This is a genomic window from Halobacillus dabanensis (assembly GCF_900114165.1).
GTDB classification, from domain to species: Bacteria; Bacillota; Bacilli; order Bacillales; family Halobacillaceae; genus Halobacillus; species Halobacillus dabanensis.
The window spans coordinates 111,577-126,278 of record NZ_FOSB01000002.1 but is presented as its reverse complement, the minus strand read 5'-3'; the positions used below and the strand labels follow the sequence as shown (position 1 = coordinate 126,278).

The following is a 14,702-nucleotide window of genomic DNA, read 5'->3' as shown; positions in this document are numbered from 1 at the left end:
TTGTTCACTCCCCTTTACTCATGTTGTATATGTGAATTTGACTGAGAAGGATTTCGACATCTTCCTTCTTGCATAAATCGTCTTGGAAAGCGGTAGCACTTCCAGTAGCGACTCCATATTGAAAAGCGGTTTCCAGTGTTTCTTCCTTTTCTAATGCAGATAAGAATCCTGCGACAACTGAATCTCCTGCCCCTACGGAATTTTTCACTTTTCCTTCAGGGACGTTTGCGTAGAGCTTCTTGTTTTGGCCGACATAAACTGCTCCCTGACCTCCCATGGAAACAATGACATGTTCCACGCCTTTGTCTACTAGTTTCTGTGCATACTCAGCTGCTTTTTCTTTAGAATCGATGGTTACATTGAACAACTCACCGAGTTCATGATGGTTCGGTTTTAATAAGAAGAGAGGATGACCAAGCAGTTGTTCTAAAGCTCCCCCTGATGTATCTGCGACCACTTTTACTCCCTGTTTGTTACAGAGAGAGGTCATTTGCACATAAAAATCAGTAGGAAGGGAAGAAGGGAGGCTCCCTGCCAGTACAAGAGTATCTTTATTGGATAAAAGCTTGATTTGGTCCAGTAACTCTTTCTGAAGTTCTTCGGATATCTCTGCCCCTGGGCCATTGATTTCCGTTTCCTCTGTGCTCTTCAACTTGACGTTAATTCTGGTGGTCTGGGATGTATCGATAAATTGGTGCTGGATTTTTTCCTTATCAAGAAATTCTTTGATGAAAGCACCTGTAAAACCACCGTTGTAGCCAAGCGCTTTTGTTGGGACATCAAACCGTGAAACGACACGGGAAACGTTGATCCCTTTTCCGCCCGGGTAAAAATATGTTTGGGTGGCTCTATTCAAATCTCCTGCTTCGAATGCCTCCACATTCATGATGTAATCAATGGAAGGATTCATCGTGCATGTGTATATCATGTTGTCACAACCTTTATATTCGTCTTTTTCAAGTAGTCATCCATTGACTTTCCTTGATAATTTGTAATGATTTCCGCTTCAGACAAATCGGAAAATCTCAAGAAAGCAACCTCATTAAACTTAGAGTGATCAACCAATATATATCGTTTTCTTGATAGGTTTAAAGTTGTTTGTTTGATGGCAGCTTCCTCAGGGTCTGGTGTAGTGAATCCATCTTCTACCGTCACGCCGTTTGCCCCTATGAAACATTGGTCAAAGCGATATTGCTGCAAGTTCTTTATGGCTCCAGGGCCAACAACGGCTCCCGTTTGATGTTTTACTAGCCCTCCAAGTACATAAGTCATAACTTTGTTTTCATTCAAGGCATCGAGATGACTTAAACCGTTTGTAACGACCATGATATTCTTCCCTTTTAAAAAGGGGATCATTTCATATGTCGTGGAACCTGCATCAATGAAAATACAGTCTCCATCTTTGACAAGAGAAGCTGCAAATTTAGCGATGGCCTGCTTTTCTTTGTGATATTTAGTTATTTTTTCTCCCATCGATAACTCTTCGCTCGCTGGGTTCCTTATAGATGCACCACCATGTACTCTCCGTAACAACCCTTGCTCTTCTAATTGGTCCAGGTCACGGCGAATAGTAGATTCCGAAGCGCCAGTAACCTCCACCAACTGTTTTATTTTTGCTGTATGATCGTTTTTGACAGTTTTTATAATGAGTTGTTGTCTCTCTGGTGTAAGCATGATTCATGCTCCCCTCATTTATTAACTAATTCTATGATAAAAGAAATTCATGCTCCCCTCATTTATTAACTAATTCTATGATAAAAGAAAACCCTTTCACATTCAAGCATAATCTATCAAAAACATTCATAAACAATCAATCAAATAGTTGGTGATTAGAATATCTTTCACATAGGTGATATTAGGTTGCTGATGAAACGCTTTTATGCTACATTTAAACTAGTTATTTGTACGTCTTTAGGAGGTGTTGGCACATCATGGAAACACTCGCAATTACTTTGTTGGCGATTGATACTATTGCAATGATTGTACTTGTTTTATTACAATCCGGGAAAAGTGCCGGTCTTTCAGGAGCTATTTCTGGTGGAGCGGAACAATTATTCGGAAAACAAAAAGCCCGTGGAATTGACGCTGTAATGCATAAGGCCACAATTGTTACTGGTGTTCTTTTCTTTGTATTAGCCTTTTTGTCTGCATATATTCTTGGTTAATAAAAAAACCGCGCTTCTGAGAAAAACAGAAGCGCGGTTTTTTTTATCTCTTCAAGATAAGCTCTCTATTCATGAAGACTCCGTTTCAAAGACTTTAGGGGGAGTTTAGCGTCTACGGGAAAAGGTTCGTCCAGTTCCATCGCCCAGACACTCGCGTCATAAGCAGAACATAAAGGAATAAAAATGCCATTCCGTTGATGTTCTGCTTATGCCAGTCGTGTCTCCCGGGGCGGTTCCACATTAGAACACTTTCCGTGGGGCGGGCGGTGAGCCTCTTCGAGCTATGAAGTTACCGTGGAGGCTTGCCGTCTTCCCCGCGGAAAGCGACTTATCCCCCACCGACCCTTATTCGCAATAAAAGTCTCGAAATCGAGTCTTCCGGCATACTGCCATATTGTTTAATAATCATTGCTGAGTCATAAATAGAGGTTTGAACGTAAAAAGTGGCAGGAAAACTTAAATTTGGTAAAATAGAATACATTGTGGATAAGAATACTATTTCAAATTAAGGACATAGATGAAGTAAGGAGAGAATGTCATGAAAATTAAACAACCCCAGCCGTTTACGTTTGAAGAAGGAGAACGTGCGGTATTGTTACTACATGGATTCACTGGTCATTCTGCTGATGTGCGGATGCTCGGTCGCTTTTTACAAAAACACGGCTACACAACCCATGCTCCAATATATGCAGGGCATGGAAAAGAACTCGAAGCTTTGATCGAAGCAAGACCAGAAGACTGGTGGAAAGATGTTCAAGAAGCTATGAACCACTTGCATGAGCTTGGTTACAAAAAAATCGCTGTCGCTGGACTCTCACTTGGAGGAGTCCTTGGATTGAAACTAGCGTATTCGGAACCAATCAAAGGTATTGTAACGATGTGTTCCCCGATGTTTTTTGATAATGAAAAACAGTTGACCCAAGGGTTTGAATTCAAAGCAAGGCAGTATAAACAATTAGAAGGAAAAGATAAAGATACGATTGATCAGGAAGTCCAGGAGCTTCTTAATGAATCAGAGGAGATGTTCAAGCAATTAGGTGGCTTCATCACGGAAGTTCATGATGAAATCGACCAGATATATACGCCTACTTTTGTTGTTCAAGCAGAAAATGATGAAATGATTAACACAGAAAGTGCAAACTATATATACGAAGAAGTAGAAGCAGATCAAAAAGATATTAAATGGTACAAAAACTCTGGTCATGTGATCACGATGGACAAGGAAAAAGAACAATTGCATGAGGATATTCTCGAATTCCTTGAATCCCTGGATTGGTCCTGATTTTAGAGTCTTGTCCTTCATTTATAAGGAGGTAAGGCAATGAGCACAGAAATAAAGCAACAAGTATTGGATTATTTTAAAGAAACTGTTTCAAAACCACTATCTGTACAAGAGCTCGAAGAAACGTTGGAGCTTAACGGTTCCAATGAATTCAAAGTTCTCATGAAGGCACTGAACGAGTTGGAAGAAGAAGGGGAGTTAGTCCGTACCCGTAAGAATAGGTTTGGACTTCCGGAGAAAATGAATTTGATCCGTGGGCGTATCCAAATGCATGCAAAGGGATTCGCTTTCCTCATTCCTGATGAAGAAGACAAAGATGATGTGTACATCCATCACTCCGACCTGCATTCAGCAATGAATAACGATAAAGTTCTCGTTCGAATCGAGAAACGAAAAGAAGACGGAACACGCCCTGAAGGTACTGTCATCCGTATTTTAGAAAGAGCTACTACAAGAGTTGTAGGGACATATGAGTCTAGTCGTAACTTCGGATTCGTTATTGCAGATGATAAACGGATTCCAAACGATATTTTTATACCTAAAGGTCAAACCAACGGTGCGATAGATGGACATAAAGTCATCGTAAATATTACGAAGTTCCCTGAGGATCGAATGAGTGCGGAAGGGGAAATCGTTGAAATCCTTGGTCATAAAAATGATCCAGGGATAGATATCATTTCAATCATCTACAAACATGGCATCAAAATGGATTTTCCAGAGGAAGCTTTACAACAAGCAGCAGATACGCCTGATGAAATCAATCCGGATGAGATTAAAAATCGCCGTGATTTAAGAGATGAAACGATTGTGACAATTGATGGTGCGGACGCAAAGGATTTGGACGACGCTGTCATGGTCAAGAAGCTTGATAATGGTAATTACAAACTCGGGGTATCCATTGCCGATGTTACCTATTATGTTGAAGAAGGGTCCCCCATCGATAAGGAAGCTCGTGAACGTGCGACAAGTGTATACTTAGTTGATCGCGTCATTCCGATGATTCCCCACCGTTTATCCAATGGGATTTGTTCATTGAATCCACAAGTCGATCGCTTAACTCTGACTTGTGAGATGGAAATCGATGCCCAAGGGGAGGTTGTCAATCACGAAATTTTCCAAAGTGTGATTAAAACGAATGAGCGTATGACTTATAAAGATGTTAATAGCATTCTGGAAGATGAAGATTCTGAGTTGATGAAGAAGTATGAAGACCTTGTCCCGATGTTCCGTGAAATGGAGAAGCTTGCAAGTATTTTAAGAGGAAAACGTATGGGGCGCGGCGCGATTGACTTTGACTTTAAGGAAGCAGGTGTTGTAGTCGATGAAGAAGGAAAAGCCGTTGATGTCCGTTTACGTGAACGTTCTGTTGCTGAGCGTTTGATTGAAGAGTTCATGCTTGCAGCAAACGAAACTGTAGCAGAACACTTCCATTGGATGGACGTTCCTTTCATTCACCGTATTCACCAGGATCCAGATGAAGATAAATTGCAAAATTTCTTCGAGTTTGTAGCGAATATGGGATACGTCGTCAAAGGCTCTGCGGACAATGTACACCCGCAAGCCTTGCAAAAAGTCCTGGAAGAAGTGAAGGGTACACAAGAGGACATGATCATTTCCAAGCTGATGTTGCGATCGATGCAACAAGCCAAGTATGATCCTCAAGGTCTTGGACATTTCGGGCTTGCGACAGATTTTTATACCCATTTCACATCCCCTATTCGTCGATATCCAGATTTAATCGTACACCGTTTGATCCGCACTTATCTTGTGGAAGAAAAATTGGATTATAAGACACGAAAGCACTGGAAGGATCAGATGCCTGAAATTGCTCGTCATTCGTCGGAAATGGAGCGTGCGGCAGTCGATGCAGAACGTGAAACGGATGATTTGAAAAAAGCAGAATTCATGCAAGATAAAATAGGGGAAGAGTTTGAGGGTGTCATTAGTTCTATTACCAGTTTCGGAATGTTCGTCGAGCTTCCGAACACAGTCGAAGGCCTCGTCCATGTCAGTACACTGACCGATGATTACTATCACTACCATGAAAAACAGTATGCAATGATTGGGGAGCGCACAGGTAATGTTTTCCGTATAGGCGATGAAGTGACCATCCGTGTAACGAATGTCAATATAGAAGAACGGGTCGTCGACTTCGAAATTGATGGGATGAAGCCACGAAAGGAACGAACGCGTCCGGAAAGACCGAAACAAATCAAGTCTAAAGGCCCCGAACGGAAAAAAGATAAAAAGAAAAATAAACAAAAAGGCAACAAGCCTTTTTATAGAAATAAAGGTGTCCCGAAAAAAGGAAGTAAAAAGAAAAAATAATGAGATCATATTCATTTCGGGAAGCTAAACCTACTTGAACGTTCTGTTATTAAGAGGAAGGGTTTAGGATATCCAGGGTACAACTAATATAAAATAGCTGTAATCCGTTATTAACTATAAAAAAACGCGCGAGCTTCCTCGCGCGTTTTCTGATTCTCTAACCTTATGCACTGAGCGTATTTTGGACAACGGCTACATCCTGTTCGTTTAAATAGCGGGCAGAAGTAGCCAGATCCAAATGGACGTATCGGGACCATTGGGATAATTCATCTTTTTCTACAATGTGATTGTTCCTGATATTCCCTTCATTTTCTGAACAAATTTGGTAAGAGATAAAGAGCTTGCCTTGCATCAATTCACGATCATGAGAAACAGAAACAATCGTCCAATGATCTTTTTCGGCTTTGGTCCAGTCTTCGGACAGGGCATCTTCTGTTTTGAGTTGATAAATAGATGGTTCGTTATGGTCGAAATAGTTAATATTTCCCTGCTCGTCTTTTACTATATATCCTGAGTTGTTCCATGATTGGCGTGTCAAAGCATGACCTTCATCTAACAGCTGAGCGGCTTTCATAAAGTTCATAGTCTTTAATCCTTTCTTACGTTGATTTTACCTTAGAGGATTTTAAATACTATGAAGCAGCTTGTCAATATATGCAAAAGAATTTTCACTTTTGTTTCTTCTAAATGACTATTCATCCTCTTTCCACAATCCATAAAGAACCCAGGGCTCTTGTACATCGTAGGCGGTCAGTTCAGGTATATGCTTAAATCCCTCGTCAGAAAAATCAATCCAGCACCCAACATTGTCAGGATTGTTGTTCCAATGTTCGAGGAGTGTTTCAAAAAAGCCTGGTTGTTGATAATGATCATTCCAGAAATATTTAACGTGGGAGTAATCATATTTTTTGGTATCATTTTTAATAATCACGAAACGAGTTCGATCAAGGCTTTCGTAAAAAGCAGCCTCATTTAAATATTCATCTGTAAACAATTTATCATCGAATGGCAAAGGATAATAACATTCATATGGGAACATCCCTAGGGCATTTTCATTCAGTCGGTTTAGGAGTGTGCGTTTTTTTGTAAATCATTGACAGGGTTCCAGACAGGACCTTTGGTATGACCTGATAATAGGTCAGGACGCTTCAAAGTTAGATAATGAATGGCAGGCCCCTGATTAATTCCTAATTTATCCAGGACTCTTCTTGCCGGCAGGTTCCCTAAATGGGTATTGGCCCCAATCCAACCTACCCGTGGATCCCTTTTCAACTGATCAACAATAGGTTTTAAAAGTTCGGTTGCATTCCCTTTCATTTGAAAACGGCGGTCACTCCGTAATCGGCCTAACATCGCAAACTTCCCTTGCCCGAATAAACTATAGCCTCCCACGGCAAGCATTTGTCCTTCATGAAAAAGTCCGAAAAGTTCGTGTGTTTCTGATTCAATTAAGCGATCGAAAATTCGAACGACATAATCATCTTCTATTCCTGTTTCCATCGCTTGTAGAGCAGTGTAATCGTCTATTGTCAATGGTTTAACGTTCATCACTTGTTCCATAAGATCGATCTCCTTTAAGATAACGTTCTGCATCCATATATTCTCACATGCTGACAGCAAAAGTCTATTCAGATAAATTATATTTCACTCGTCCTTTAGAATTGGAAATAGCATTTACATTTGATACAATAAAGGAACGCAATAGAGGAGGAAAACCGTATGCCACGAGGACATGGAAAAACGTTAGCGCAAAATAAAAAAGCCCGTCACGATTTTGCGATTGAAGAGACGTTCGAAGCAGGTATTGTATTGCAAGGGACGGAAATCAAATCAATTCGCAACGGTCGTCTTAACTTAAAAGACAGCTTTGCACGTATAAATAAAGGAGAAGTATATGTGCATAATATGCATATCTCTCCATATGAACAAGGCAATATTTTCAATCATGATCCCACGCGTGCCCGCAAATTATTGATGCATCGGAAGGAAATTAACCAGCTGATTGGACAAACACAACAAAAAGGGTATTCCTTAGTTCCATTAAAGGTCTACATTAAGAACGGTGTAGCAAAAGTGTTGCTTGGTGTCGGCCGAGGTAAGAAAAAATATGATAAGCGGGAAGACTTGAAGCGTAAACAGCAGAAGCGTGAAATTGATCGCGCTATCAAGGATAGTTTGCGTTAAAATAACTGCACCCCTTGAAAAATAATATTTTTCTGCTATAATAGTAATTGTCGTCAACACGACATGGATGAACAGCTTGACTGTTATCCCTTTAATCCTAACGGGGACGTTACGGATTCGACGGGGATAGGTCGAGCTCGGGTCGCGAGTCGAGCGACGCCTCGTAAAACCGTCATTTGCCTAAATATAACTGGCGAATCTAACGAAAACCTAGCTGTAGCTGCGTAAGTAGTCTATAGCTGATCCTTCCTGGCATCGCCCATGTGCTAGATGAAGGGTCTCAAACTAAAGTGGGCTACGCGTTTTTCCACCGCCTGAGGAAAAACGAAGAGACTAAACAGGCTAGCTCCTTGGAAGCCTGTCGATAGGTCGAAGAGGTAGCGAAATATAATATATCGACTACGCTCGTAGAAGCCCGAGTGCCGATATCTCCGGACGTGGGTTCGACTCCCACCGTCTCCACCAATACATAAATTGGTGGTTTTTTTATATAGGTGACTTGAACTAAGAAAATATATATGACCATCTAAGTCTGTAAACATTATGTGTTTGCAGGCTTTTTTACTTGTATATTGGCTCTATAACATTCGGTCGGACCTCAGATATTTTACTAAAAGTTAAACAGTAAGAACCTTTTAAAAAACAGGTATTACAAACAAGAAGGTTGATTTTTCTTAAGAAGATTAGAGAAAGACAGTGTAATTTGTAGAAAAAGATTAACAAAAAGAAAACTGGGGAAGAATTTTAACATTCCTTCCTCCTGGGAAAATCCATTTATTTCATTATGAAGGTTTTAACTTTGATAATAGCTAAAAGTATTTGGCAAAGGTGAGGGGATTCTAGTTGAAAAAAATTCTATCCATAATAGTTTTAACATTACTTTTTATCGGTGGATGTTCAGAGAATGAGCAACAAAACTCTGGGAGTGAACAAACTACTAATGGACAGGAAAATCCAGAAGTCGAAGTGGTTACTGAAAACCTTGACGTCCCATGGTCTATCGAAAAACATAACGATACCTTCTATATCATAGAAAGACCAGGAAATATTGTGAAAATAGAAGAGGGGGAAGTCATACGCCAAAATGTAGAGCTTGAGAAAGAAATCGCGACAGCTTCAGAAGCGGGATTATTAGGGTTTGTACTATCCCCTGACTTTTCTGAGTCGAAATCAGCATATGCTTACTATACTTATGAAAACAGTAAGGGGCAATTTAATCGTATAATTGAACTGCGTTTGGAAGATGATGTATGGAGAGAAGAGAGCTTACTTCTGGATAACATCCCAAGTGGTTCATGGCATCATGGAGGGAGAATCAAAATAGGCCCTGATGGAAACCTTTATGCCACAACAGGGGATGGTTATGAAGAAGATATTGCCCAGGACCTTCATTCTCTTGGAGGCAAAGTTCTAAGGATGAATCTTGATGGATCTATCCCAAGTGATAATCCGTTTCCAAATTCTTATGTATATAGTTATGGACATCGTAATCCTCAAGGAATCACCTGGTCGTCTGAGGGGTTTATTTACGCCAGTGAGCACGGAGATAACGCAAATGATGAAATCAATCTAATAGAACCCGGTCAAAATTATGGTTGGCCTATTATAGAAGGTCATGAGGAACAAGAAGGTATGGTTCCACCTTTATTTACTTCCGGAGAGAATGAGACTTGGGCACCCTCTGGCATGGATTATTATGATGGAAGATTGTATGTTGCAGCACTCAGAGGATCTGCATTATTAGAATTTGACCTTGATGAAAAGGAACATCGGGAAGTGATAACCGGACTGGGGAGGCTTCGGGATGTCTTAATTGTAGATGGTTCTCTTTACTTTATAAGTAATAATACAGATGGTCGTGGCAATCCGGAAGATAATGACGATAAACTATATAAAATACCACTATCAAGCCTGGAAAGGTAAAAGGAGTTTAGTGGAAAATAAAGTTACGATCAAATAATTCATTTGTCTTTACATTAAAATCTTATAATGAATTTTACTGCAAGTAAGGATAAACTCACCTGAAAATACAGAAAAGGCACGAGCATTAGCTTGTGCCTTTACTAAGTGTTATTTTGTTGTCTTATGTGTAGGAGGTATTACTAACCAGCCTTTTTCTTTATTCAAACGCAAAGCTTTCGCTCCTGCTTGTGCTTTATTCATATGAAACTGGCCGAATAACATGGCGATATCTTCTCTGCTCGATTGTCCGATCGCTTGACTGCAAGCAACCAGACCTTGAGCGATATTTAAAGAAATTGCCGCACTTATTTCGGGATCATTCACTCTTGCTCCTACAGGAATGTCTTCTGCATCAGCTACTGGTCTTTCTGGAGGGGCTAGTGGCAGTGCAACACCGTTGATTTTTAAGATCTCTTCAATCTCTTTCGTCTCTTGTTTGATTCCTTGTATCAATTCTTCTAAAAGTCTCTTTAATTCTTTATCCCCAGCGTGGTTATACAATGTTTGGTAGCTCGCTGAATTTCCCTTTGCAACATAAAGGTAACTCCAAAGGCTAAAAACCTCTCCGTAGTGTAATGGTTCATTTTGTTGATTTCCACTCATGATTCCCATCTGGATTCACTCCTTAAAGTAACTTACAAAGCTATTATGAGTGTGTTGAGAAGAATTATTCTTCTATATTTTGGTGATAAGAACCACGCGGAACATGCTCTATCCGGGGTGTAATAGATCATATATGGAAATGGCTCACTCGCTTTAACTATCGGAAAAAATAAAAAGCGGGAAAATGAATCATTCTCCCGCTTCGTGTTTTTACTTTTTATCTTCATCGTAAGGATAAATTTCTTCCGACGCTTCTGTACTTAATTCACCTGTAGGAGCAACACCTTCATTTTTCTCTTCTCTTTCTTCTCCATCTAGTGTCCTTGCTACAGATTGGTGGAAGAAATATTCAAAAATAGCTAGAGAAATGGCGGATATAGCTGTGGCTTCAAAGACATCATCCCCCACGGTAAGTGCATCTGTCATAAAATACACTACACCAAAGACTAATACAAAGTCTGCGATGGTAGCAGTCGTATTTTTAGTTCTGGAGAGGATCATCCGATCACCAATAAAATACCCGACAGCACTTAACACTAAAGTGATCAAAAATACATTCCCGAAGGATACATCAAAGCCGGCCCCTAGAATGATGAAGAGGATGGCAAAAGTAAACAAAAACTTCATGGCTAGTAACTTTACGTGTTCCATAAATACACCTCCTTTACTGTATCATTTGCTCATAACCTTTCCCTGATTCATAAAAATAAATAACAATTTTAGATGCCGCCCTACAAATATGCAGGATTTGAAAAGCAAATGATATAAGTACTCCCTTACGATTGTGCTTTCCCCACTATCCAAGTCACTAAAGAAAGCAAAGGGAAGGCTGTTCTGAATGCCTGAATAAAACATCTCTGGTTACTGTTTAAATAAAGAAAATGTGCGCATGAAATATAAAGATATTGGCAACTATAAGGAAAGTTATAAAAGTGAAAAGCAAGGAGAAGGAATAATGAAAGCTGTGACTTATCAAGGGAAGTATTCGGTAGCTGTTAAAAAAGTACCCTACCCGAAAATTGAAAAAGAAGACGATATAATCATACGGGTCACGTCGACGGCGATTTGTGGGTCAGACCTCCATTTATACCAGGGAAATTATCCGTTGCCTATAGGATATATTATCGGGCACGAGCCAATGGGGATCGTGGAAGAGGCGGGGCCGAAAGTAACAAAGGTGAAAGTTGGAGATCGAGTCGTTATCCCATTTACGGTCGCGTGTGGAAACTGTATTTATTGTAACTCCCACCAGGAAAGTCAATGTGATCATGCCAACCCTCATTATGATTCAGGAGGCTATTTTGGTTATAGTGAGAAATTTGGGAATCATCCTGGAGGACAAGCAGAATATTTACGCGTTCCATTTGGAAACTACACGCCCTTTAAAATTCCACAAGAATGTGAACTAGAAGATGAATCTTTGTTATTTTTGTCTGATGTATTACCGACTGCTTATTGGAGTGTGGAAAATGCTGGTGTGAAACAAGGTGACACGGTGATTGTCTTAGGCTCCGGTCCAATAGGTTTGATGGCTCAACATTTTGCATGGAAAAAAGGGGCCGAAAGGGTAATCGCAGTTGACTATGTGGAAGAACGGTTAGAACATTCCAGGAAAGTGAATCATAGCGAAGTATTTAATTTCACTGTCCATAAAGACATGGGGGAAGTGCTGAAAGAGGAAACAAAGGGTGGGGCTGACATCGTCATTGACTGTGTTGGTATGGATGGAAAAAAATCGGCTTTAGAGTTGGCAGAGCAAAAGTTAAAACTGCAAGGTGGGACACTAGGGGCGATCCAAATTGCATCAAAAGCGGTGAAGAAGTGTGGAACTCTCCAATTGACCGGGGTATATGGAGGGAATTATAATCTGTTTCCATTAGGAGCATTCTTTTCTAGAAATATACAAATAAAAATGGGGCAGGCTCATGCTAGAACCTACATGGATACCATTTATGAACAAATTGTTGCAGAAAAACTGGATCCGACTCGAATCATTACTCATAAAATGCCATTAGATGAGGCCCCTAAAGGATACAAGATGTTTAATAGTAAAAAAGATGGATGTATTAAAGTCGTACTAAAACCTTAACCAATAAGGAAATGGACATCCCATATTAGGATGTCCATTTTCTATGGTCGGCGTTCGACCGGCAAGGTCATACAGCGAATTCCACCACCACCGCTTTCTAGTTCATCTACATTAATCTCAATGAGCCGTTTTTTCTTTAATTTTTCATGACGGAAAATTTTCTTATTCGCTTTTGTGCTTAGGAGCAGTGTTTCTGGATCGAGATTAATAAAATTAATATCGGCTGCGGTATTTTTAATTTCATCATTCCAAATGACATCAAAACCATGACGTTGGAGGAATTCATGCATCATTACATAAGTGTTACCTGTTTCTGTTAAGATTTCTACAGGGAAATAGCGCAAATAACTTTTCGCTAAAATTATTCCAGGACCTGCCACATTTAAGGTCATATCCAAATGAACGCTATCCGCGCGGCGGGGAAGGTCGATGATGCCTATCTCAGAGAATCCGAGTTGTATTAATATTTTATATAGTACAAGGGCACTTTCGTAGCTCGATCGCAACCCAACGTTAATGAAGACAGCATCCTTGCTAAGAACAAATACATCCCCATGTTCGAGGGCATTGGCGGAAGTTTTCCATTCCAATAAGAATTGGTCTTCAGAAAACCATTTGGCGAAAATTTTATGGGCGTGCACATATTCTGGTCTTCTTATAGAGGTACCTGCCTCCCCCGGTATGACTTGCGATCCGAATACACAAGCAAGATCCCGAACGTACATTCTGTCAATCAGTTGTTCGTGAAAGGAATGATCATCTTCAGAAAGAAAAGTAGAATAGTCCGTTACCTGAGCTCCTTCTCTTTCTAAAGTTTGGACCATTTCATGAAAATTTTCCCTCATTACTTTATTGTCCGCCTTTTTTCCCCAACGTACATCCGTAGCTGTTTGGCTGTCAGGAATACTAAGGGTAGTGGGCGAACACACGATCACAGATTTAAGTTCATCATGTTCATTCCAGCAGTTTGGTTTTAGCATAATGCAACTACACTCCTTTTTCTCTCTTTGATACTTTCTCCGTTGAGTGGAAAATCATTCTTCACTACTTATATCGAACTTAAACGAACGAAAAATATGAAGGGAAAGACGAACAGGATGCGGGATTCTGTAGGTGAGTTTAGGTGTACAGCTCCCCATTCAGCTGAAAATAGGAGATTTCATTCACAAATCAAAAAAGCCGCTCTCTGACCGGGGAGCGGCTTCGTTGACGTATAGAGGGAAACGATCATAGATAAAATGCCCGTTTTCCAGGACGCCATGATATATTTGTTCATTTAATGGGTTGCGTTTCCTTGAGAAACAGTTGTATAGCCTTGTAACATTTGTTTCATGTCCTGCTGTTGTAATTGAGGGACTTGGTAATACCCATTTTTGTTTTGATAAAGGAAGATTTCATAGCTCATTTCGATAAAGTTAGGAACGCTGTCCGCAATCACTCTTCGCAACACAGGGTTTGTCATTTCCAGGGCTGTCATGGACAGTAATGTCGCGAGCGTTTTGGTATGACCAAGCATATAGGCAGAAAGACCTTTATCAGATAATTCATTAACAGATTGGTTCGGTTTTTCCGGTTGACCAGGTTTCAGGCCATATACGACATCATTGCTTTGCTGCATTTGGTATTGCTGAGTTTTCTGTGAGGGATCTTGCCCACTACTAAAACTTTGCACGATTGTATTGTACATCTGCGTGACAAATGCATGTTGACGCTGCTGGATAGATTGTAATTCCTGGTCCTGTATATGCTGGGCATACATCTGGTACTGATCTAGCATGCTGATTATGCCTGCAATGACCTCGTGGGCGTCATATAACTCATGACCGCCATGATTCGGGTTCATCATATGTGAAGGTATTTGCATTCCCTGTTGTTGATTTTGATTCTGATTTTGGTTTGGATTCATAATCCATCCTCCTTGTGACTTTTTCTTCCTTAAGGTTTCCTTATCTTTGGCAAACATGTATGGGCATTAGGAAAAATCCTAGGATGAAACAAGATCGTTCCTCAATAGGGATTTAAGAAATGAAGGCAGGAGAGGAGAAAGTTCAGCCTTGAAAAAATAGCAATGCTCCAGGAAAAGAAGTGA

At 40.3% G+C, this 14,702-nt stretch carries 15 protein-coding genes and 1 other RNA gene; 7 read left to right on the top strand and 9 right to left on the bottom strand.

Annotated elements, in window-relative coordinates:
• Positions 1–4 precede the first annotated feature (4 nt).
• Positions 5–928, bottom strand: coding sequence for a 1-phosphofructokinase (gene pfkB, locus BMZ58_RS03820; RefSeq protein WP_075035243.1), 924 nt, complete (start codon positions 926–928; stop codon positions 5–7).
• Positions 925–1,674, bottom strand: a complete 750-nt coding sequence (locus BMZ58_RS03815) for a DeoR/GlpR family DNA-binding transcription regulator (RefSeq protein ID WP_075035242.1) — start codon at positions 1,672–1,674, stop codon at positions 925–927. Before BMZ58_RS03815 ends, pfkB begins: the two co-directional genes overlap by 4 nt.
• Positions 1,675–1,931: 257 nt before the next feature.
• Between BMZ58_RS03815 and secG the strand changes: the two genes are divergently transcribed.
• The 3 genes from secG to rnr all read left to right on the top strand — a co-directional run bounded on the left by secG (position 1,932) and on the right by rnr (position 5,775).
• Positions 1,932–2,165: a preprotein translocase subunit SecG gene (secG, locus tag BMZ58_RS03810; protein ID WP_075035241.1), complete on the top strand. Its 234-nt coding sequence runs from the start codon at positions 1,932–1,934 to the stop codon at positions 2,163–2,165.
• 538 nt (positions 2,166–2,703) lie between these two features.
• On the top strand, positions 2,704–3,447 hold the full coding sequence (locus BMZ58_RS03805) for an alpha/beta hydrolase (protein WP_075035240.1): 744 nt from the start codon (positions 2,704–2,706) through the stop codon (positions 3,445–3,447).
• Between the two features lie 39 nt (positions 3,448–3,486).
• A complete protein-coding gene (gene rnr, locus BMZ58_RS03800; RefSeq protein WP_075035239.1) occupies positions 3,487–5,775 on the top strand; it encodes a ribonuclease R in 2,289 nt (762 codons plus the stop codon).
• A 163-nt stretch (positions 5,776–5,938) separates the two neighbouring features.
• On the opposite strand, the gene BMZ58_RS03795 is transcribed toward rnr, so the two are convergent.
• The 3 genes from BMZ58_RS03795 to BMZ58_RS03785 all read right to left on the bottom strand — a co-directional run bounded on the left by BMZ58_RS03795 (position 5,939) and on the right by BMZ58_RS03785 (position 7,335).
• Positions 5,939–6,358 carry a Thoeris anti-defense Tad2 family protein gene (locus tag BMZ58_RS03795; protein WP_075035238.1) on the bottom strand — a complete coding sequence of 140 codons (420 nt, stop codon included), beginning with the start codon at positions 6,356–6,358 and terminating at the stop codon, positions 5,939–5,941.
• 108 nt (positions 6,359–6,466) lie between these two features.
• Positions 6,467–6,787 (bottom strand): hypothetical protein, encoded by a 321-nt coding sequence (locus BMZ58_RS03790; RefSeq protein WP_167360019.1) that lies wholly within the window; start codon positions 6,785–6,787, stop codon positions 6,467–6,469.
• Positions 6,788–6,840: 53 nt separating this feature from the next.
• Positions 6,841–7,335 carry a GNAT family N-acetyltransferase gene (locus tag BMZ58_RS03785; RefSeq protein WP_075035236.1) on the bottom strand — a complete coding sequence of 165 codons (495 nt, stop codon included), beginning with the start codon at positions 7,333–7,335 and terminating at the stop codon, positions 6,841–6,843.
• A gap of 159 nt (positions 7,336–7,494) precedes the next feature.
• Between BMZ58_RS03785 and smpB the strand changes: the two genes are divergently transcribed.
• From smpB to BMZ58_RS03770, 3 genes are all read left to right on the top strand, one after another.
• Positions 7,495–7,959, top strand: coding sequence for an SsrA-binding protein SmpB (gene smpB, locus BMZ58_RS03780; RefSeq protein WP_075035235.1), 465 nt, complete (start codon positions 7,495–7,497; stop codon positions 7,957–7,959).
• A gap of 102 nt (positions 7,960–8,061) precedes the next feature.
• Positions 8,062–8,424, top strand: a transfer-messenger RNA (tmRNA) gene (gene ssrA / locus BMZ58_RS03775).
• 378 nt (positions 8,425–8,802) lie between these two features.
• A complete protein-coding gene (locus tag BMZ58_RS03770; RefSeq protein ID WP_075035234.1) occupies positions 8,803–9,882 on the top strand; it encodes a PQQ-dependent sugar dehydrogenase in 1,080 nt (359 codons plus the stop codon).
• Positions 9,883–10,029: 147 nt separating this feature from the next.
• Here the strand turns inward: BMZ58_RS03770 and BMZ58_RS03765 are convergent, their stop codons facing one another.
• Both BMZ58_RS03765 and BMZ58_RS03760 read right to left on the bottom strand, forming a co-directional pair.
• Positions 10,030–10,533, bottom strand: a complete 504-nt coding sequence (locus BMZ58_RS03765; RefSeq protein ID WP_075035233.1) for a DUF3231 family protein — start codon at positions 10,531–10,533, stop codon at positions 10,030–10,032.
• Between the two features lie 201 nt (positions 10,534–10,734).
• Entirely contained in the window at positions 10,735–11,175 is a 441-nt protein-coding gene (locus BMZ58_RS03760; RefSeq protein ID WP_075035232.1) for a YndM family protein, read from the bottom strand.
• 304 nt (positions 11,176–11,479) lie between these two features.
• Between BMZ58_RS03760 and BMZ58_RS03755 the strand changes: the two genes are divergently transcribed.
• Positions 11,480–12,613 (top strand): zinc-dependent alcohol dehydrogenase, encoded by a 1,134-nt coding sequence (locus BMZ58_RS03755; RefSeq protein ID WP_075035617.1) that lies wholly within the window; start codon positions 11,480–11,482, stop codon positions 12,611–12,613.
• A gap of 41 nt (positions 12,614–12,654) precedes the next feature.
• Here BMZ58_RS03755 and BMZ58_RS03750 read toward each other — a convergent pair whose 3' ends face one another.
• On the bottom strand, positions 12,655–13,593 hold the full coding sequence (locus BMZ58_RS03750) for an arginine deiminase family protein (protein ID WP_075035231.1): 939 nt from the start codon (positions 13,591–13,593) through the stop codon (positions 12,655–12,657).
• 296 nt (positions 13,594–13,889) lie between these two features.
• Positions 13,890–14,519 carry a spore coat protein gene (locus BMZ58_RS03745; RefSeq protein ID WP_075035230.1) on the bottom strand — a complete coding sequence of 210 codons (630 nt, stop codon included), beginning with the start codon at positions 14,517–14,519 and terminating at the stop codon, positions 13,890–13,892.
• Positions 14,520–14,702: the final 183 nt, after the last annotated feature.